The following is an 18,670-nucleotide window of genomic DNA, read 5'->3' as shown; positions in this document are numbered from 1 at the left end:
TTGCGGGTCGCGGGATGCCGTCGCTTGGTCTAGACGCAAACCCATGTCAATACGGCGTCTCCCCGAGCATCTGGTCAATCGCATCGCCGCCGGTGAAGTGGTGGAAAGACCCGCCAGCGCGTTGAAGGAGTTAGTCGAAAACGCGATCGACGCGGGCGCTGGCCGCATCGCGATTCTCCTTGTCGAAGGCGGCACTTCGCGGATCGAAGTCGCCGACGACGGCTGCGGGATGACCCCCGCCGACATGGCATTGGCGCTCGAACGCCATGCGACCTCGAAGCTGCCCGACGAGTTTATCGAATCGGTCGTGACGCTCGGTTTTCGCGGCGAGGCGTTGCCCTCAATTGCGAGCGTCGCAAGGCTGACGATCGAAAGCCGGATTCGCGGCGCGGAAGGCTGGGCGCGGACCGTCGACAATGGCCGCGTCGACCGCGAAGGCCCCGCCGCGCTCCCGCCCGGTACGCGCGTGGTGGTCGAGGATCTGTTCGCGCGCGTCCCCGCGCGCCGCAAGTTCCTCCGCAGCCCCCGCGCCGAATACGCCGCCTGCCTGGACGTCGTCCGCCGGCTCGCAATGGCGCGGCCCGATATCGGCTTCACGCTGGAACATGACGGCCGCCGAGCGCTGTCGGCGATGCAGGTCGAGGATCGGCCGGGCAGGGTGGCGACGCTCACCGACCGCGCGCTCGCCGACAATTCGGTCGCGATCGACCTCGAACGCGAAGGCCTTGTGCTTGGCGGCGTCGCGAGCCTGCCGACCTACAATCGCGGCATCGCCGACCACCAGTATCTCTTCGTCAACGGCCGTCCCGTGAAGGACCGCCTGCTGATGGGCGCGATCCGTGGCGCCTATGCCGAGATGCTCCCGCGCGACCGCCACGCCGTGGTGGCGCTGTTCCTCGACATCCCCACCGACCAGGTCGACGTCAACGTCCACCCCGCCAAAACCGAAGTCCGCTTCCGCGACCCGGCGATGGTCAGAGGCCTCATAGTCTCGGGCTTGCGCCGCGCCCTCGACGCCGCCGGCCACCGAAGCCAACGCGCCAGCGAGTCCGCCCTCTCGATGTGGCAACCGGAAAACATCTCCTCTCCCCCCGGAGAAGAGGAAGGGGCTCGTCCGCAAAGCGGATGGGAAGGTGAGGGCACGCCCCACAGGCTCCCGCTGGAAAGCCGAAGCTACAGCACCGTCAACGAAGCCCGCCCCACCTTCTTCGCCGCGCCCCCGCAGGCGCGCGCAGAACCCGCCTGGACGCCCCCACCGCAGACCGCGGCCTTCCCGATGGGCGTAGCCAGAGGCCAAGTCGCAAAAACCTACATAGTTGCCGAAGCCAAAGACGGCTTGGTCCTCGTTGACCAGCACGCCGCCCACGAACGACTCGTCCTCGAGCGCATGCGTGCAGCCCTGATCGGCGGCACCATCGCGAGCCAAGCCCTCCTGATCCCCGAAGTCGTAGAACTCGACGAATCCGCCTGCGACCGCCTTGAGTCCCGCGCCGAAGAACTCTCCGAATTCGGCCTAGACCTCGAACGCTTCGGCCCCCACGCGATGCTCGTCCGCGCCACCCCAGCCTTGCTCGGCCAAAGCGATCCCAAAGGCCTCGTCACCGACCTGGCTGACGAACTCGCCGCCTTCGACGAAGCCCTATCCCTAAAAGAGCGCCTCGACGCAGTAGCCGGCACGATGGCCTGCCACGGCTCCGTCCGCGCGGGTCGCATATTGTCGGTAACTGAAATGAACGCGCTGCTCCGAGAAATGGAAGTCACCCCGCACTCGGGCCAATGCAACCACGGCCGCCCCACTTGGGTGAAACTGGCGCACGGCGATATCGAGAAGCTCTTCGGGCGGAAGTGACCGGGCTTTACGCGGCCTTGCGGGGGCGTCCGCCCTTCGCGCCATTCGCCCGCGCCGCCGCAGCCTTGGCGGGCGACGTCGTCTGTCCCGCATGACGCGCCAACTCACGCGTCATCCAGTCGCGCGTACCGAAAAGGCCTGATACCAGCGCCGGTACGTAGAGGTCGGCATCGAGCGCAGGCCAATGGAGATTGAACCCGAGGCCATCGACTTCGACGTGGGCAAGCTGATCGTCGGTCGCACCGCTCAGATCCTGGACGAGCCGAGCCGGAAAGGCATAGGCGCAACCATTGGTCAGATCGATCGTCACGCGTCCGGTCGTGCGATCATAACGGGCTTCTGCCGCCCGCACCGCGGTCGTCATCAAGTCCTGCCCGCGCGCTTCCGCCGCGTCGAACTGGGCTTCAAGTTGGGCGTCAGTCTTTTGAACCATGTATCTTCTCCCACTCCGCGAGAAAGTGCGCTTGATGCTCCATCGCCTCCGCCATCAGGCGGCGGATGTCGGCACGTTTGATGCCGATGCTCTGGATCATCTCCGGTCTGCCATCTGCGCTCAGCAGATTGATCTTGGCCTGTCCTGCGCCGGTGATGTGAACATGCGCGGGTTCGTGATCCAGGGTGTAGATCACGAACCGAAAGCCAAGGGCGCGGTGAACTACGACCATCACGTCAAATAACCCATCCGATGGGTTTTTACAATGGTGCGGCTATTAGGTGCTTGGACAGTCGCACTTGGAGAGTGATGTGCAAAGGAGTTGCCATAAGGTCAGGCGTGGCATTGGCATTGTCGCGGCATTCCGGGCACAAGGTCGCAAATGGACTCCCTATCCCTATTCGGCCTAGCCGCGGTCTCCTTCACCCTGCTATGCTACGCCAAGGAAGCAGGCTCGCATTGGTGGACGCTCGGCTTCGCGTTCGGGTGCGTGCTCGGCTCGATCTATGGCTTCCTCCAGGGCGCGTGGCCGTTCGGGGTGGTCGAGCTGATCTGGACGGTCGTCTCGTTCCGCCGCTGGCTCAAGATGCGCCAGGCCGTGCCGGCCCACGCGGAACCGCTCGCTTGACAGCGCGTTTGCGCGCCCCTAGTTGAATTCTCCCCGACACGACGGTTCCGGCGGCGCTTGTTTGCGTTCGTCGCTATCTTGCGTTTCGGTTCATCGCTAAGAGATGGGGTCTGTGCAGCCATGCCGGACCTCGTGGAGCAGGAGAACCAAGTTCATGGCACGTATCGCGGGTGTTAATATCCCGACCAACAAGCGCGTGGTGATCGCGCTGACCTATATTCACGGCATCGGTTCGACCAAGGCCAAGGAAATCGTCGCGAAGCTCGGCATCGCCGATACCGCACGCGTCCAGGACCTGACCGACCAGGAAGTCCTGCATATCCGCGAGACGATCGACGCCGATCACACCGTCGAGGGCGATCTGCGCCGCCAGACCTCGATGAACATCAAGCGCCTGATGGATCTCGCCTGCTATCGCGGCCTGCGTCATCGCAAGGGCCTCCCGGTCCGCGGCCAGCGCACGCATACCAATGCGCGCACCCGCAAGGGCAAGGCCAAGCCGATCGCCGGCAAGAAGAAGTAATCCACTTTTTCAATGGATTACTCCGCCGGCGCTGGTCCCAACGGGCCGCCCGGCGTCACGCAGATACAGGTCAGGAAATACACCATGGCACGCGAACCTCAGCGCATTAAGCGGCGCGAGCGCAAGAACATCACCTCTGGCGTCGCTCACGTGAATGCCAGCTTCAACAACACCATGATCACGATCACCGATGCCCAGGGCAACGCGATCTCGTGGTCGTCGGCCGGCGCAATGGGCTTCAAGGGCTCGCGCAAGTCGACTCCGTACGCGGCCCAGGTCGCAGCGGAAGACGCCGGCAAGAAGGCCGCCGAGCACGGCGTCCGCACGATCGAAGTCGAGGTCAAGGGCCCCGGCTCGGGTCGCGAATCGGCACTGCGCGCGCTTCAGGCAGTCGGTTTCCAGATCACGTCAATCCGCGACGTGACCTCGATCCCGCACAACGGCGTGCGCCCTTCTAAGCGTCGTCGCGTCTGATTCTCCGCCTCCCGTGCGCGGTTGATCGCGCCGCACGGGTGTATTTTATTGGTCGGCGGACACACCCGTTCGCCGGCCCCCAAATTAGGGGAAGCATGTGTCTGTCAACGCAAAGAACTGGCAGGAACTCAAGAAGCCCAGCGGCCTGGAGAAAAAGGCCGGTGGCGACACCAAGCGCAAGGCGACCTTCATCGCCGAGCCGCTCGAGCGTGGCTTCGGCCTGACGCTCGGCAACGCGCTGCGTCGCGTGTTGCTCTCGTCGCTGCAGGGCGCGGCCGTCACCTCGATCAAGATCGAGAACGTGCTGCATGAGTTCTCGTCTCTGGCCGGCGTCCGCGAGGACGTGACCGACATCGTCCTCAACGTGAAGCAGATCGCGATCCGCATGCAGGGCGAGGGGCCCAAGCGCCTCCAGCTCTCGGCAACGGGTCCGGGTGAAGTCAAGGCCGGCGACATCGCCGTCTCGGGCGACATCGAGATCATGAACAAGGATCTCGTGATCTGCCACCTCGATGAGGGTGCGACGCTCAACATGGAGCTGACCGCCGACATCGGTAAGGGTTACGTGCCTGCGACCGCAAACCGCCCGGCCGATGCGCCGATCGGTCTGATCCCGGTCGATGCGCTGTATTCGCCGGTACGTCAGGTTTCGTACAAGGTCGACCCGACCCGCGTCGGTCAGGACCTGGATTACGACAAGCTGACGCTGACGATCGAAACCGACGGCACGATCACCCCGGAAGACGCAGTCGGCTATGCCGGTCGCATCCTCCAGGACCAGCTCGCGCTGTTCGTCCACTTCGATGATTCGTCGGTGACGCGTTCGTCGGCCCCGATCGGCCAGGCAGCCCCCGCTGCCGGTGGTGCGGAGCCCGCAGGCGATACCCAGCAGATCAACCGTTACCTTCTCAAGAAGGTCGACGAGTTGGAACTGTCGGTGCGGTCTGCGAACTGCCTCAAGAACGACAACATCATCTACATCGGCGATCTGGTCGGCAAGACCGAAGCCGAGATGCTGCGTACGCCTAACTTCGGCCGCAAGTCCTTGAACGAGATCAAGGAAGTGCTGTCGTCGATGGGTCTTCGCCTGGGCATGGAAATCCCCGGCTGGCCACCTGAGAACATCGAAGAGATGGCCAAGAAGCTCGAGCAAGAGATTATGGGGTAAGCGCTTCCGGACCCCATGCCGTCACCCCAGCGAAAGCTGGGGTATCGCGGTTCGGGTCCGGTCCGCTCCTCATGGAGATCCCAGCGTTCGCTGGGATGACGGTAATTTGGGTGGGCTCATCGTCCCCACCAGCTCCCGGGTACCTCATACGGCCCCTGAACGAACGAAAAGGTATTAAACATGCGCCATCGCGTAGGCGGCCGTAAGCTTCAGCGGACCTCGGCCCACCGTCTTGCTCTGTTCCGCAACATGAGCGCCGCGCTCATCAAGCACGAGCAGATCACCACCACCGTCGCCAAGGCGAAGGAACTGCGTCCTTACGTTGAGAAGCTGATCACGCTCGCGAAGAAGGGTGGCCTGTCCAACCGTCGTCTCGCGCACGGCAAGCTGCTCGACGATGCGCAGCTGATCAAGTTGTTCGACACGCTCGCGACCCGTTACGCGGATCGCAACGGCGGCTACACCCGCGTCATCAAGGCCGGTATCCGCATGTCGGACGCCTCGCCGATGGCCGTCATCGAGTTCGTCGACCGCGACGTCTCGGCGAAGGGCCAGGATTCGGGTCCGGTGATGTCCGACGAGGATTACAACGAAGCGGCATAATCCCCGCCTTTTGTCAGTCGAATTGCAGGCCGCGTTTCCCATACGGGAGGCGCGGCCTCTTTCGTTACGGGCCCCATCCGGCTATGCGCCCGACATGGAGCACCCAGACAGCATTCTCATCGTCGATTTCGGCAGCCAGGTAACCCAGCTGATCGCCCGCCGCGTGCGCGAGGCTGGCGTCTACAGCGAGATCGCCCCCTTCCAGTCCGCCGAGGCCGCGTTCGACCGGATGCAGCCCAAGGGCATCATCCTCTCCGGCGGCCCCGCCTCGGTCACCGCCGAGAACTCCCCGCGCGTGCCGCAGCGCTTCTTCGAGGCGGGCATCCCGATCCTCGGCATCTGCTACGGCCAGCAGGTCATGTCCGCACAGCTCGGCGGCAACGTGATCGTTTCGGGCGACGGCGGCGAGTTCGGCAGCGCGTTCATCGAGGTCAAGTCCAACTGCGCACTGTTCGACGGCCTTTGGGCCGAGGGCGAGCGCCACCAAGTCTGGATGAGCCACGGCGACAAGGTCGACGCGATCCCGCCCGGCTTCACCCCCGTCGCCACCTCGACCGGCGCGCCCTATGCGATCGTCGCCGACGAGGCGCGTAAGTTCTACGGCGTGCAGTTCCACCCCGAGGTCGTCCACACCCCCGATGGCGGCAAGCTGATCGCCAACTTCGCGCGCCACGTCTGCGGGCTCAGCGGCGACTGGACGATGGCCGAATTCCGCGAGACCAAGATCGCCGAGATCCGCGCGCAGGTCGGCAAGGGTCGCGTCATTTGCGGCCTGTCCGGCGGCGTCGACTCCGCAGTCGCTGCGGTGCTGATCCATGAAGCGATCGGCGAGCAGCTCACCTGCGTCTATGTCGATCACGGCCTGATGCGCGCGGGCGAGAGCGAGCAGGTCGTCAGCCTGTTCCGCGGCCACTACAACATTCCGCTGATCCACGTGAACGTCGAGGAGCTGTTCCTCAGCGGTCTCGCCGGGATCACCGATCCCGAGCTGAAGCGGAAGTTCATCGGCAAGACCTTCATCGACGTGTTCGATATCGAGGCGAAGAAGCTCGGCGGCGCGGAGTTCCTCGCGCAGGGCACGCTGTACCCGGATGTGATCGAGAGCGTCAGCTTCACCGGCGGACCGTCGGTGACGATCAAGAGCCACCACAATGTCGGTGGCCTCCCCGAGCGCATGAACATGAAGCTCGTCGAGCCGTTGCGAGAGCTGTTCAAGGACGAGGTCCGCGTACTTGGCCGCGAGCTCGGGCTCCCCGAGATCTTCGTCGGCCGTCACCCGTTCCCCGGACCCGGCCTCGCGATCCGCATCCCCGGCGAAGTCACCAAGGAACGCTGCGACATTCTCCGCAAGGCCGACGCGATCTACCTGGAGGAGATCCGCGCGGCGGGGCTCTACGACACGATCTGGCAGGCGTTCGCGGTGTTGCTCCCGGTCCGCAGCGTCGGCGTGATGGGCGACGGCCGCACCTACGACAATGTGCTGGCGTTGCGCGCGGTCACGTCGACCGACGGCATGACCGCACAGGCGTTCCAGTTCCCCGGCGACTTCCTGCCCCGCGTCGCGACCCGGATCATCAACGAGGTCAAGGGCATTAACCGGGTGACGTACGACTACACCTCGAAGCCGCCCGGCACGATCGAGTGGGAATGAACTAGACGCACGACGCAATCCTCCCCCGCCAGGGGGAGGTGGCTGGCTCTTGCCAGACGGAGGGGGAGGATAAGATGCAGAGGTTACCGCTGACCGCCCCCTCCGTCAGGCTATGCCTGCCACCTCCCCCTGGCGGGGGAGGATCGCTAAGCTCTCGCGCACGGTCGGTGATCGGCGCACTGGCGATCGCCACCAGCGCGCCGCTGCTACTCGGTGCGGCGGACCCGCCCGCCTGGACGCGCCCCCAAGCCCCGTTCCCGATCGCCGGCCCGATCACCTATGTCGGCAGCGAAGGTATCGCCGCCTACCTCATCAAGACCAACGCCGGCGCGATCCTGATCGACGGCACGCTTGCCGAAAATGCCGGCATGATCGAACGCAACATCGCCAGCGCCGGAGTCCACCCCCGCGACGTAAAGTTGATCCTCGTCACGCATGCGCACTTCGATCACGCCGCGGGTGTCGCCGCACTCAAGCGCGCAACCGGCGCTCGCGTGGCAGCTGGTGCCCGCGACGTCCCCGCGCTCGAAACCGGCGTGCCACCGGGCGAGACCAGCTACGGCGTCATCCGCTTCCCGCCCGTCCACGTCGATCGCAGCGTCGTCGATCGTGAAAAGGTCACGCTCGGCAATGTCACGCTGACCGCACGCGCCACGCCGGGACACACGCCCGGCTGCACGACCTGGACGATGCAGATTCCCGCCAAGCCGCGCCCGCTCGATGTCGTGTTCCCGTGCAGCGTCAGCGTCGCCGGCAATCGCCTGATCGGCAACCGTGCCTATCCCGGCATCGTCGCCGACTACCGCCGCAGCATCGCCATGCTCGGCACGCTGCCCGCCGACATCGTCCTCCCCTCGCACCCCGAACTCGCCGACGTGATCGCACGGGGCAAACGCCACCGAGCCGGTGACACCACCGCGTTCGTCGACCCCACGCTACTCCCGAAGATCGTCGCGAAGGCCAAGGTCGCGTTCGACGCCGATCTCGCGAAACAGGCACGCTAGACGGCATGCTGGTCCTGTGCGGCATCGCGGTGATCGTCGCTGGCTTCCTGCTCCGGTTCAACCCGCTGCTCGTCGTCGCGGTCTCGGCACTCGTGACCGGCCTCGCCGCCGGCATCGCCCCGCTCGCGATCCTCGCCGCGTTCGGCAAGGCGTTCAACGAGAACCGCTACGTCACCGTGATCTATCTCGTCCTGCCAGTGATCGGCATGCTCGAACGCCATGGCCTGCAGGAGCGCGCGCGGCTCGCCATCGCCAAGCTCAGGGGCGCGACAGTCGGACGCCTGCTGATCGGCTACCTCCTGTTTCGCCAGCTTACCGCAGCACTCGGCCTGACCTCGATCGCCGGCCCAGCACAGAGCGTCCGTCCGCTCGTTGCGCCGCTGGCCGAAGCCGCTGCCGAAGCGCAGGGCGTCGCACCCGGTGGCGACCGCATCCCGGCGATGGCCGCGGCAACCGATAATATCGGGCTGTTCTTCGGCGAGGACATCTTCATCGCGATCGGCTCGATCCTGCTGATGAAGGGCGTGCTGGAGGGTTACGGCATCGTCATCCAGCCGCTCCATTTGTCGATGTGGGCGATCCCGACCGCCATCGCCGCGTTCGTGATCCACGGGTTCCGACTCTGGCTGCTCGATCGCCGGCTGGCGCGCGGCCGATGATCGGCATGATCGGCACCGGCTTCATCTACGGCATCGCAAGCCTGATGTTCGCGGCGTTCGCGATCCTGAGCGCGACCGATCGCGCCAACCCGAAACGCTTCGGCAACGCGGCGTTCTATGCCGTGCTCGCGATCAGTTTCGCGTTCGGCAACCGCGTCGGCGACGTCGGCAACGGCGTTCTCGTCCTGACGCTGGTCGCGATCGCCGGGTCAGGCGCGATGGGGCGGGGCGGGCGGGCCACGACCACGCTCGACGAACGCCGCACCGGAGCCGCACGGCTCGGCAATCGGATATTCCTGCCCGCGCTGATCATCCCCGCCGCGGCGCTCGGCGGGACCGTCCTGTTCCGCGCCGTCCCGACCTTGGTCGACCCCAAGCAGGCAACGCTCGTCGCGCTAACCTGCGGCGTGCTGATCGCGCTGATCGCCATGCAGCTCTGGTTCCGCCCTCGCATCGCGACTCCGCTGGCAGAAGGCGTCAGGCTGATGGACGCGATCGGCTGGGCCGCGGTCCTCCCGCAGATGCTAGCGAGCCTCGGCGCGGTCTTCGCGCTGGCCGGCGTCGGCGACGTCGTCGGCGGTCTCGCCGGTCACGCGATCCCCGAGGGCAGCCTGATCGGCGCGGTGCTCGCCTACACGCTCGGCATGGCGCTGTTCACGATGATCATGGGCAACGCGTTCGCCGCGTTCCCGGTAATGGCCGCGGCGATCGGCATCCCGCTGCTCGTGCGACACTATGGCGGCGATCCGGCCGTAGTCGCCGCGATCGGCATGCTTAGCGGGTTCTGCGGCACGCTGATGACGCCGATGGCGGCCAACTTCAATCTCGTCCCCGCCGCGTTGCTCGAGCTGAAGGACAAGAACGCCGTCATCCGCGCGCAGATACCGACCGCCTTGCCCCTGCTCGCGGTCAATATCGGCCTGCTCTACTGGCTCGGCTTCCGCTGAGCCTCTAGCCGAGCTTCCAGTCCCAGCCGAGCGGATCGCCGTCCATGACCTCGACGCCCGCCGCCGCCAGTTCGTCGCGGATCGCATCGGACCGCGGGAAATCCTTCGCCACGCGCGCCGCGCGCCGCTCCTCGAGCCGAGTATCGATCGTCGCCTCGTCCAGCTTCGCGTCGACCGGGCGGATACGCAGATCCTCGCGGCGGATCGTCGCCAGGTCGAGCCCCAGCACCGCGTCGAAATCGATCAGCGCGTCCAGCCGATCCGCCGGCGCGACTCGCTTGTCGCCAAGCATCTCGTCCAGGATCGGCAGTGCGCGCGGCGTCGAGAGATCGTCCGACACCGCGGCATCGAGTCGATCACGATAGGCTAGGGCGCTCCCCGAGGGTCCACCCGGCGGTCGCTGGCGCAAGGCATCGACGGTAATCGCCAGCCGCTTCAGCCGCGTCTGCGCTGCGGCGAGGTTCTCCCACGAGAACTCAAGTTCGCTGCGATACTGCGCCTGAAGGCACATCAGGCGGTAGGCGAGCGGGTGGAAACCGCGATCGATCAGCGTCTGCAGCGTGGTGAACTCACCCCCCGATTTGGACATCTTGCCCGACCGCTCGACCAGGAAGTTGTTGTGCATCCACAGCGTCGCGCCGGTATCGCCGCAGTCGCAATGCGCCTGGTTCTGCGCGATCTCGTTCGGGTGGTGGATCTCGCGGTGATCGATCCCGCCGGTGTGGATGTCGAACGTCGCGCCGAGATATTTCTTGCTCATCACCGAGCATTCGAGATGCCAGCCTGGCGCCCCGCGACCCCAGGGCGAATCCCATTCCATCTGGCGGTTCTCGCCAGCGGCCGATGTTCGCCAGATCGCGAAGTCCTGCGGGTTGCGCTTGCCCGCGACCGGATCGATCCGGCTCTCGCCCGCATCGTCCTGCGACCGCGCGAGGCGGCCATAATCGGGCACCGTCGTCGTATCGAAGTACAGGCCGTCGGGCAGGACATAGCAATGGCGCTCGGCAATCGACTCCGCGAAGGCGATCATCTCGGCGATATGATCGGTCGCGAGCGGGAATTTGCTCGGCTCGCGGATGTTCAGGTTGACGAGGTTCTGCTTGAACGCATCGGTATAATGCTTCGCGATCGCCCAGATATCCTGGCCGCTCGCGCGCGCCGCCGCCTCCATCTTGTCGTCGCCGGCGTCGGCATCCGACGTCAGATGCCCGACATCGGTGATGTTGATGATGTGCGTGAGCGGATAGCCCTTCCACGTTAGCACGCGGCTCAGCGTGTCGGTGAAGACGTAAGCGCGCAAATTGCCGATATGTGCGTAGTTGTAGACCGTCGGCCCGCATGAATAGATGCCGACATTGGTCGGATCGATCGGCCGGAACGTCTCGATCGCGCGAGAGAGACTGTTATAGAGCGTAAGGGGAATTCGGGTCATGCGCCGCTCCTAGCGCCACGGTACGGGTCTCGCAAACGACGCGATTCAACGGGGGGCGGGTGCACAGGCTTGAAACCTCGGGCAGGCGCTGGTAGGGGCCACGGTTCATGCGGCGCGGACCTGTTCGCGACGGCTAAATCTATTCGACCGGAGCTAAACGGGCTTATGCAGATCATCGTACGCGACAACAACGTCGACCAGGCCCTTCGCGCGCTTAAGAAGAAGCTGCAGCGCGAAGGCGTGTATCGCGAGATGAAGTTGCGCCGTCACTACGAGAAGCCGTCCGAGAAGCGCGCGCGCGAGCGTGCAGCAGCGATCCGTCGCTCGCGCAAGCTCGACCGCAAGCGCGCCGAGCGTGACGGCGCACGGTAAGCGTTGACCGGTCCCGCGGATCGATCGCTATCGTGCGATCGGGTGCGGGATCACGATGTTCGGGGTTGTGATCGTCGCAACCCCGTGATGATTCAGTCGCAAGACTTTACAACGGCACGCGCGGCGCTCCGGCGTGACCAGATGACCGGGGCCAGATCCGATGTCGACCGTCACTGCCGTGCCGCTGCAGCCGACCAAGCGCAGCTATCTCGTCTATCTTTGGGTTGGGATCGCGCTCGCGTTGATCGCGGCTGTCGCGCTTGCGCGGCAGGGTGATGATCCGTTGGCGCGCAACGCTCGTGCCCGCGGTGTCGTGGTGACGGCATCGGGTCTTCAGTACAAGGTGCTGGCGCCGGGTAAGACTGGCGCTGCGAAGCCGACCGATGCGGACGTTGCGCTCGTCAATTACGAGGGCAAGCTGCTCAACGGCACGACCTTCGACAAGTCGCAGCAGCCGACGCCGATGCCCGTCACCGGCGTGGTTCCTGGCTTTTCGGAAGCGCTCAAGCTGATGCCGAAGGGCGCGAAGTATCGCTTCTGGATGAAGCCCTCGCTTGGCTATGGCGACAAGGCGACCGGGCCGATCCCGGCGAACTCGACGCTCGTATTCGACGTCGAACTGCTCGACTTCCTCCCGCAGAGCGTCGTCCAGCAGATGCAGGCGCAGGCCCAGATGCAGCAGCGCGGTATGCCGGGCGGCGCCCCGGGTGCTCCCGGTGCGGTCCCCGTCCAGCCCTGATTTCGGCTAGGCTGGCATGGAGTCGCTGCGCCGTTCGGTCGGCGCGCGACCCGTCGGCCTTGAAATCGCCTGATGTAGAGCTTGTCGGGTTTCATCCTCGGTGAGGGCTTGATGAAGATCAGTACGGGTCCCGATCTGTTCTTCTAGGTTCGACCACGGTACGAGGTCGAACGAAGAGGGGACTTGGATGATCTCGGGTAAATTTCTGTTGGGTCGTGGCCGGCACGAACTGAGCGACGAAGAAAAGCGGGTGCTGGAGGACAGCATCGGGTCGGTGCGGCAGGTCGCCGCCCGGAAGCAGATCGTACGCGCAGGCGCGATCATCGAGACCAGCACGTTGCTGCTCGAAGGGTTCGTATGTCGTTATATGGACGACCGTGAGGGGCAGCGACAGTTGGTCGCGGTGCATGTCCCAGGCGATTTCGTCGACCTGCATGCCTTTCCGATGAAGCGGCTCGATCACGACATCGCAACGCTGGGGCCGGTCAAGATCGCCTGCTACGATCATAACACGCTGCAGACGATCACCGAACGCTACCCGCACCTCACCCAAAAGCTCTGGTTCAGTACGTTGCTCGACGCCGCGATGCACCGCGAGTGGATTTTTCGACTGGGTCGCCTGGGTGCCGAGGGTCGGGTCGCGCATTTGTTCTGCGAACTCAACGAACGGCTCGAGATGGTCGGTCTTGCGGCCGATGGCCGGTTCATGCTGCCGATGACCCAGCCGGACATCGCCGAGGCCAGCGGGCTGACGGGGGTACACGTCAACCGCGTGTTGAGAGCATTGCGCGAAAAAAATATGCTGACATTTAAGGCAAATGAGGTCCGTATTCTGGATCGGAAGGCGCTCGCAGCCGTTGCGGAGTTCGAACCACAATATCTGTACGGTTCCAAAGGCGACTGACTGTAACCAAGCAGCCTGTCGAGGGGACCGCTGCCGGGAGCGCGATCATGTTGGAGCCTGAAACCATCCCCGGCGTCGCCGCGGCGGAAAATGGCGTGGTCACGCTAGATGGACCCGATGGACTGGCGATCGCCATGACCCCCGAGGCGGCTGCGGAGACGGGGCGGCGGCTGATCGCAGCGGCCGAAATCGCGGCGACCCAGGCGACCGACGAACTGCCGCTGGACTGAGCACCAAGCATGCCAGGCAAGCCCGGCGGGGGCTAATTGCCCCGCGCGGCTTCCTCTGGGTGACTTTATCACTATGCTACCCGGTACATCGACCGGGAGATCCATGTGCAGTTTCTATACCTCGCCGCCAGTGCCGTTGCGCTGATGGCGTCTACCGCCGTCGTCGCGCAGATTGGTGCGGCCACGACGACACCCGCCGCAAATCCTCTGCTCGCCGATTGGACCGGCCCGACCGGCGGGGTGCCGCCCTGGGACAAGGTCCGCCCCGAGCTGTTCCCGCAGGCGTTCGAGACGACGCTCGCCGAGCGCACCGCGGACTACCGCAAGATTGCCGACAATCCGGCCAAGCCGACCTTCGCCAACACGATCGTGCCGATGCAGCTGGCTGGCAAGCGCTACGGGCAGGTGATGACGCTGTTCGGTGTGATGACCGGCAACATGAACACGCCCGCCTATCAGAAGCTCGACCGCGAATGGTCGCCGAAATTCTCCGCGGCATCGGACGCGATCACGTTCGACAAGCCGCTGTTCGCGCGCATCCAGGCGATCTACGCCGCGCGCAATTCGAGCGGGTTGAATGCGCAGCAGATCCGCCTCGTGACTCGGATCTACGACAGCTATGTGCGCCAGGGCGCCAAGCTGAACGATGCGCAGAAGGCGCAGCTCTCGCAGTATAACCAGCAGCTCGCGACCGCGTTCTCGACGTTCGGCGAGAGGCTGCTCGCTGACGAGAGCAAGGCGATCTCGGTCACCGACGAAGCGCAACTGGCGGGGCTTCCCGACAGCGTGAAGGCGGTCGCCAAGGCTGCCGCTGCCGAGCGGAAGCTGCCGGGCTTTGCGATCGTCAACACGCGATCGGCGGTCGATCCCGTACTCACTTACGCCACCGATCGCGCGCTGCGCGAGAAGGTGTGGCGCGCGTTCGTCAATCGTGGCGACAATAATGATGCGAACGATACGAACGCGACGATCGCGCAGATCGTCAAGCTGCGCGCCGACCGCGCGCACCTGCTCGGGTTCAAGACGCATGCCGACTGGCGCATGCAGGACACGATGGCGAAGACGCCTGCCGCGGCGATGGACCTGATGATGCGCGTCTGGCCCGCCGCGAAGGGGCGCGTCGCCGAGGAAGTCGCGGACATGCAGAAGGTCGCCGGCACCTCGCTGACGATCGAGCCGTGGGATTACCGCTTCTACCAGGAGAAGGTGCGCAAAGCCCGGTACGACCTCGATCAGGCGCAGCTGAAGCCGTATTTCGAGCTCGGCAACATCATCCAGGGTTCGCTGTACGCGGCCAACCGGCTGTACGGGCTGAACTTCAAGGAGATCACCGGCACCGTGCCTGTGTTCGAGCCGAACATGCGGGTGTGGAGCGTCACCGACAAGACCGGCAAGGACGTCGGGCTGTTCTACCGCGACGATTTCGCGCGGACCGGCAAGCGTTCGGGCGCGTGGGCGAACACGTATCGTGGTCAGCGCGGCCTCGCCCCGGCGCAGCTCGTGCTGTCGTCGAACAACAATAATTTCGCCAAGGGCGCACCCGGCGAGCCGATCCTGATCAGCCTCGACGATGCGCAGACGCTGTTCCATGAGTTTGGCCATGCGATCCACGCGATGCTCCAGAACGTCTATTATCCGGGGCTCGCGGGCACGCCGCGCGACTTCGTGGAATATCCGAGCCAGGTGAACGAGCATTGGCTGCTGACCCGCGACGTGCTCGACAAATATGCGCGGCATTACCAGACCAAGGCGGCGATGCCGCAGGACCTGCTCGACAAGATCGAGAAATCACGGACCTTCAACCAGGGCTTTGCGACCACGGAGTATCTGTCGTCGGCGATCGTCGACATGAAGATCCACACCGTCCCCGACGGCGTGATCGATCCCGACAAGTTCGAGGCCGCGACGCTCGCCGAGATCGGCATGCCGAAGCAGCTGGTGATGCGTCACCGCGTGCCGCAGTTCCAGCATCTGTTCGCGTCGGACAGCTATTCGGCGGGCTATTACAGCTATCTCTGGTCCGAGACGATGGACGCCGACACCTTCGCGGCGTTCGAGGAGGCGGGTAGTCCGTGGGACAAGGCGACGGCGGACAAGTTCGCCAAGATCCTGTTGTCGACCGGCAACGAGACCGATCGCGCCGAGGCGTATCGTGCGTTCCGCGGGCGTGATCCCGATGTGAACGCGCTGCTTAAGAAGCGTGGGTTTGCAACGCAGCCCGCAACGGGAGGAACCCAGTGATGGCGAGCACGACGATTGCGCCCGAGAAGAACCACCGCCTCAAATCGATCCTCGGCGGGTCGGCGGGTAACCTCGTCGAATGGTTCGACTGGTACGTCTACTCAGCGTTCGGCCTCTATTTCGCGCCGGTATTTTTCCCCAAGGGCAATGCGACCGCGCAGCTGATGAGTGTTGCCGCGGTGTTCGCGGTCGGCTTCCTGATGCGGCCGATCGGGGCTTGGGTGATGGGCATCTACGCCGATCGCCACGGGCGCAAATCGGGGCTGACGCTGTCGGTGACGCTGATGTGCGCGGGTTCGTTCCTGATCGCGATCACGCCCGGATTTGCGACGATCGGCTGGATCGCGCCGGCGTTGCTGATCCTCGCGCGCCTGATGCAGGGCCTCAGCGTCGGCGGAGAATATGGTGCCAGTGCCGTGTACCTGTCGGAAATGGCGGGCAAGTCGCGGCGCGGCTTCTTCTCCAGCTTCCAGTACGTCACGCTGATCGCGGGGCAGTTGCTTGCGCTCGGCGTGTTGCTGCTGTTGCAGTCGACGCTGGACACGGCACAGCTCGACGCGTGGGGCTGGCGGATTCCGTTCGCGATCGGCGGCGTGCTCGCTCTCGTCGTGTTCCGCATTCGTCGCGGGCTGCTGGAGACCGAGAGCTATCAGAACGCCAAGGCGGACGGCACGCCGAAATCGAGCGGGTGGCTGCTGTTCAGCAAATATCCGCGCGAGGCGTTCACCGTGCTGCTGCTCACCGCCGGCGGCACGCTCGCCTTCTATGCGTACACCACGTACATGCAGAAGTTCCTGGTCAATACGAGCGGGTTCAGCCGCGAGTCCGCGACGCTGATCATGACCGCGGCGCTGGCACTGTATGCGGCGTTCCAGCCGGCGGCGGGCGCGTTGTCGGACCGGATCGGGCGTAAACCGCTGATGGTCGGGTTCGGCATCGCCGGCGTGTTGTGCACGGTGCCGATCTTCACCGTGCTCGAAACCGCGACCAACCCGTATCTGGCGTTCGGGCTGGTCGTGGCCTCGCTGTTCATCGTGACGGGCTACACCGCGATCAACGCGGTGGTGAAGGCGGAACTCTTCCCCGCACACGTCCGCGCGCTGGGCGTGGCGTTGCCGTACGCGCTGGCGAACACGATGTTCGGCGGCACGGCCGAGTACGTCGCGCTGTGGCTCAAGAACGAGGGCATGGAGCGCGGCTTCTACTGGTACGTGACCGCAATGATCGGCGTGTCGCTGATCGTCTACCTCCGCATGAAGGACACGCGCACGCACAGCCAGATCGTCGAGGATTGAACTTACTGCTCCCTCTCCCCTGCGGGGAGAGGGCTGGGGTGAGGGGCTGTTCCGGGCGGACCACTGCTTGGCTGCCCTTCACCCCGACCCTCTCCCCGGAGGGGAGAGGGAGCAGAAGGAGTTAGCGCGGCAGCTCGATGATCGCGTCGAGGCCGCCAGCCTGATCGGACGGAGCGCGGTTCACCAGCCGGATTTCTCCCCCAGCCTCGCGTACGATCGCGCGTGCCAAGGCCAGCCCAAGCCCGATCCCCCCCGTCTCGCGGTTGCGCGAGCTCTCCAGCCGCGTGAAGGCATCGAACACGTCGCCCATCCGGTCCTCAGGGATCCCCGGCCCCTGATCGGCGACGACGATCGCCACGGTCTTCGCCCCAGCCTCGACCCGCACCTCCGCCGAAACGCCATACTTGACCGCGTTCTCGATCAGGTTGCGCACCGCGCGGCGCATCAGCGACGGCCGCAATCGCATTCGCAACCGATCCGCCTCGACGAAGCTCACCTCGCTGCCGATGTCGCGGAAATCCTCGACCACCGCATCGACCAGCGCGGCCAGATCGACATCCGTCGGCGGCTCGCTCGGCCGTCCCAGCCGCGCCAGCGACAGGATGTCGTCGAGCGTCCGGTTCATTTCCGCCACCGTGTCGATCATCTTCGCGCGATCAATGTCGTCCTCGACCGACTCGATCCGCACGCGCAGCGCGGCGAGTGGCGTGCGCAGATCATGCCCGATCGCGCCGAGCATGCGGTCCTTCTCGTCGAGCATCCCCGTCACGCGCAGCCTGAGCGCATTGAACGCGGTGATCAGCGCGGCGACGTCGTCGGGTCCTTCGGCGGGCATCGGCGCGCCGGGTTCGCCGGGCCGGAACCGCTCCGCCGCAACGCGCAGGTCGCGCAACGGTCGCGACAGCCGGCGGACGATCCACAGCACCGGCAACAGGACGATGATGTAGAGGATCGCGGTCTGGCTCAGCAACGCGAACAGCAGGCGCGCGCCGGGTTGCGGCCACGGCGCGGTGATCGTCAGCCAGCCGCGGCCGGGTTGTTCGACCGCGATCAACAGCGTGGCGCCATCGCGCTCGCCACGGCGGATCCCCGCACGGCGGCGATTGTCGCGGTCGCTGTCGTCGTCGAGCGTCGAGGGCTGCAGCCCGGTATCGATCCGCCCTACCGTCACGCCCTGATCGGCGAGCTGGCGGCGAAGTTCGGCTGCGACCTCGGGATGGCTCTCGTTTCCGGCGTTTCCGGTCCGTCGGATCGGATCGGCGGGAAGACGGCGGACGCGGCCGCGGTCCGCGGTCAGGGGACGCCCGCCATGCGCCTCGCGGTCGAGCGCATCGGCGATCCGGGTCGCGACCGGGCGGGTCGCCTGCGAAAGGCGAAATTCGATCCGATCGCGCAGGACCAGACCGAAGTTGATCGCCTGCGCGACGAACAGCGCGAGCGCGATCAGCAACGCCATCTGCCCGGCGAGATTACGCGGCCAAGGTCGGGTCATGAGCGTATGATCACGGGCGGGCGATC

The 18,670-nt window shown here is 65.3% G+C and carries 20 protein-coding genes; 16 read left to right on the top strand and 4 right to left on the bottom strand.

Going from position 1 to position 18,670, the window contains the following annotated elements; genetic code table 11:
* The first annotated feature begins 43 nt into the window (after positions 1-43).
* On the top strand, positions 44-1,849 hold the full coding sequence (mutL, locus tag C8J40_RS10450; RefSeq protein ID WP_132896940.1) for a DNA mismatch repair endonuclease MutL: 1,806 nt from the start codon (positions 44-46) through the stop codon (positions 1,847-1,849).
* Between the two features lie 7 nt (positions 1,850-1,856).
* On the opposite strand, the gene C8J40_RS10445 is transcribed toward mutL, so the two are convergent.
* Both C8J40_RS10445 and C8J40_RS10440 read right to left on the bottom strand, forming a co-directional pair.
* Positions 1,857-2,282 (bottom strand): DUF2442 domain-containing protein, encoded by a 426-nt coding sequence (locus C8J40_RS10445; protein ID WP_165911403.1) that lies wholly within the window; start codon positions 2,280-2,282, stop codon positions 1,857-1,859.
* Positions 2,266-2,478, bottom strand: coding sequence for a DUF4160 domain-containing protein (locus C8J40_RS10440; protein ID WP_243693320.1), 213 nt, complete (start codon positions 2,476-2,478; stop codon positions 2,266-2,268). Before C8J40_RS10440 ends, C8J40_RS10445 begins: the two co-directional genes overlap by 17 nt.
* 186 nt (positions 2,479-2,664) lie before the next feature.
* Here C8J40_RS10440 and C8J40_RS10435 point away from each other — a divergent pair, with 186 nt between their 5' ends.
* From C8J40_RS10435 to C8J40_RS10395, 9 genes are all read left to right on the top strand, one after another.
* Positions 2,665-2,910 (top strand): hypothetical protein, encoded by a 246-nt coding sequence (locus C8J40_RS10435; RefSeq protein ID WP_132896939.1) that lies wholly within the window; start codon positions 2,665-2,667, stop codon positions 2,908-2,910.
* Positions 2,911-3,064: 154 nt separating this feature from the next.
* On the top strand, positions 3,065-3,433 hold the full coding sequence (gene rpsM / locus C8J40_RS10430; RefSeq protein WP_056015521.1) for a 30S ribosomal protein S13: 369 nt from the start codon (positions 3,065-3,067) through the stop codon (positions 3,431-3,433).
* Between the two features lie 84 nt (positions 3,434-3,517).
* Positions 3,518-3,907: a 30S ribosomal protein S11 gene (gene rpsK, locus C8J40_RS10425; protein ID WP_031395237.1), complete on the top strand. Its 390-nt coding sequence runs from the start codon at positions 3,518-3,520 to the stop codon at positions 3,905-3,907.
* Between the two features lie 97 nt (positions 3,908-4,004).
* Positions 4,005-5,075 (top strand): DNA-directed RNA polymerase subunit alpha, encoded by a 1,071-nt coding sequence (locus tag C8J40_RS10420; protein WP_031395236.1) that lies wholly within the window; start codon positions 4,005-4,007, stop codon positions 5,073-5,075.
* Between the two features lie 180 nt (positions 5,076-5,255).
* Positions 5,256-5,678, top strand: a complete 423-nt coding sequence (gene rplQ, locus C8J40_RS10415; RefSeq protein WP_056047937.1) for a 50S ribosomal protein L17 — start codon at positions 5,256-5,258, stop codon at positions 5,676-5,678.
* 94 nt (positions 5,679-5,772) lie between these two features.
* A complete protein-coding gene (guaA, locus tag C8J40_RS10410) occupies positions 5,773-7,329 on the top strand; it encodes a glutamine-hydrolyzing GMP synthase (protein WP_132896938.1) in 1,557 nt (518 codons plus the stop codon).
* Positions 7,330-7,496: 167 nt separating this feature from the next.
* Positions 7,497-8,333, top strand: coding sequence for a subclass B3 metallo-beta-lactamase (bla, locus tag C8J40_RS10405; protein WP_243693319.1), 837 nt, complete (start codon positions 7,497-7,499; stop codon positions 8,331-8,333).
* A 5-nt stretch (positions 8,334-8,338) separates the two neighbouring features.
* Positions 8,339-8,992, top strand: coding sequence for a DUF969 domain-containing protein (locus C8J40_RS10400; RefSeq protein ID WP_132896936.1), 654 nt, complete (start codon positions 8,339-8,341; stop codon positions 8,990-8,992).
* A 5-nt stretch (positions 8,993-8,997) separates the two neighbouring features.
* Complete coding sequence (locus C8J40_RS10395; RefSeq protein ID WP_132897012.1) at positions 8,998-9,939, top strand: DUF979 domain-containing protein; 942 nt, start codon at positions 8,998-9,000, stop codon at positions 9,937-9,939.
* A gap of 4 nt (positions 9,940-9,943) precedes the next feature.
* Here the strand turns inward: C8J40_RS10395 and cysS are convergent, their stop codons facing one another.
* Positions 9,944-11,371, bottom strand: coding sequence for a cysteine--tRNA ligase (cysS, locus tag C8J40_RS10390; protein WP_132896935.1), 1,428 nt, complete (start codon positions 11,369-11,371; stop codon positions 9,944-9,946).
* Positions 11,372-11,536: 165 nt separating this feature from the next.
* Between cysS and rpsU the strand changes: the two genes are divergently transcribed.
* The 6 genes from rpsU to C8J40_RS10360 all read left to right on the top strand — a co-directional run bounded on the left by rpsU (position 11,537) and on the right by C8J40_RS10360 (position 17,152).
* Positions 11,537-11,743, top strand: coding sequence for a 30S ribosomal protein S21 (gene rpsU, locus C8J40_RS10385; protein ID WP_055878578.1), 207 nt, complete (start codon positions 11,537-11,539; stop codon positions 11,741-11,743).
* Between the two features lie 160 nt (positions 11,744-11,903).
* Positions 11,904-12,482 carry an FKBP-type peptidyl-prolyl cis-trans isomerase gene (locus C8J40_RS10380; RefSeq protein ID WP_132740541.1) on the top strand — a complete coding sequence of 193 codons (579 nt, stop codon included), beginning with the start codon at positions 11,904-11,906 and terminating at the stop codon, positions 12,480-12,482.
* A gap of 187 nt (positions 12,483-12,669) precedes the next feature.
* On the top strand, positions 12,670-13,386 hold the full coding sequence (locus tag C8J40_RS10375) for a Crp/Fnr family transcriptional regulator (RefSeq protein ID WP_132896934.1): 717 nt from the start codon (positions 12,670-12,672) through the stop codon (positions 13,384-13,386).
* A gap of 47 nt (positions 13,387-13,433) precedes the next feature.
* Entirely contained in the window at positions 13,434-13,616 is a 183-nt protein-coding gene (locus tag C8J40_RS10370) for a hypothetical protein (protein WP_132740535.1), read from the top strand.
* 105 nt (positions 13,617-13,721) lie between these two features.
* The gene (locus C8J40_RS10365; RefSeq protein WP_132896933.1) at positions 13,722-15,857 is read left to right on the top strand and encodes a M3 family metallopeptidase; all 2,136 of its coding nucleotides are present in this window, start codon (positions 13,722-13,724) and stop codon (positions 15,855-15,857) included.
* A complete protein-coding gene (locus C8J40_RS10360; RefSeq protein WP_132896932.1) occupies positions 15,857-17,152 on the top strand; it encodes an MFS transporter in 1,296 nt (431 codons plus the stop codon). Before C8J40_RS10365 ends, C8J40_RS10360 begins: the two co-directional genes overlap by 1 nt.
* Positions 17,153-17,273: 121 nt before the next feature.
* On the opposite strand, the gene C8J40_RS10355 is transcribed toward C8J40_RS10360, so the two are convergent.
* Positions 17,274-18,644, bottom strand: a complete 1,371-nt coding sequence (locus C8J40_RS10355; RefSeq protein WP_243693318.1) for a HAMP domain-containing sensor histidine kinase — start codon at positions 18,642-18,644, stop codon at positions 17,274-17,276.
* Positions 18,645-18,670 lie beyond the last annotated feature (26 nt).

This window comes from Sphingomonas sp. PP-CC-3A-396 (genome assembly GCF_004343105.1).
In the GTDB taxonomy this organism is placed as follows: Bacteria; Pseudomonadota; Alphaproteobacteria; order Sphingomonadales; family Sphingomonadaceae; genus Sphingomonas.
The sequence above is the reverse complement of the archived record's forward strand: the minus strand, read 5'-3'. Positions and strand labels throughout refer to the sequence as shown.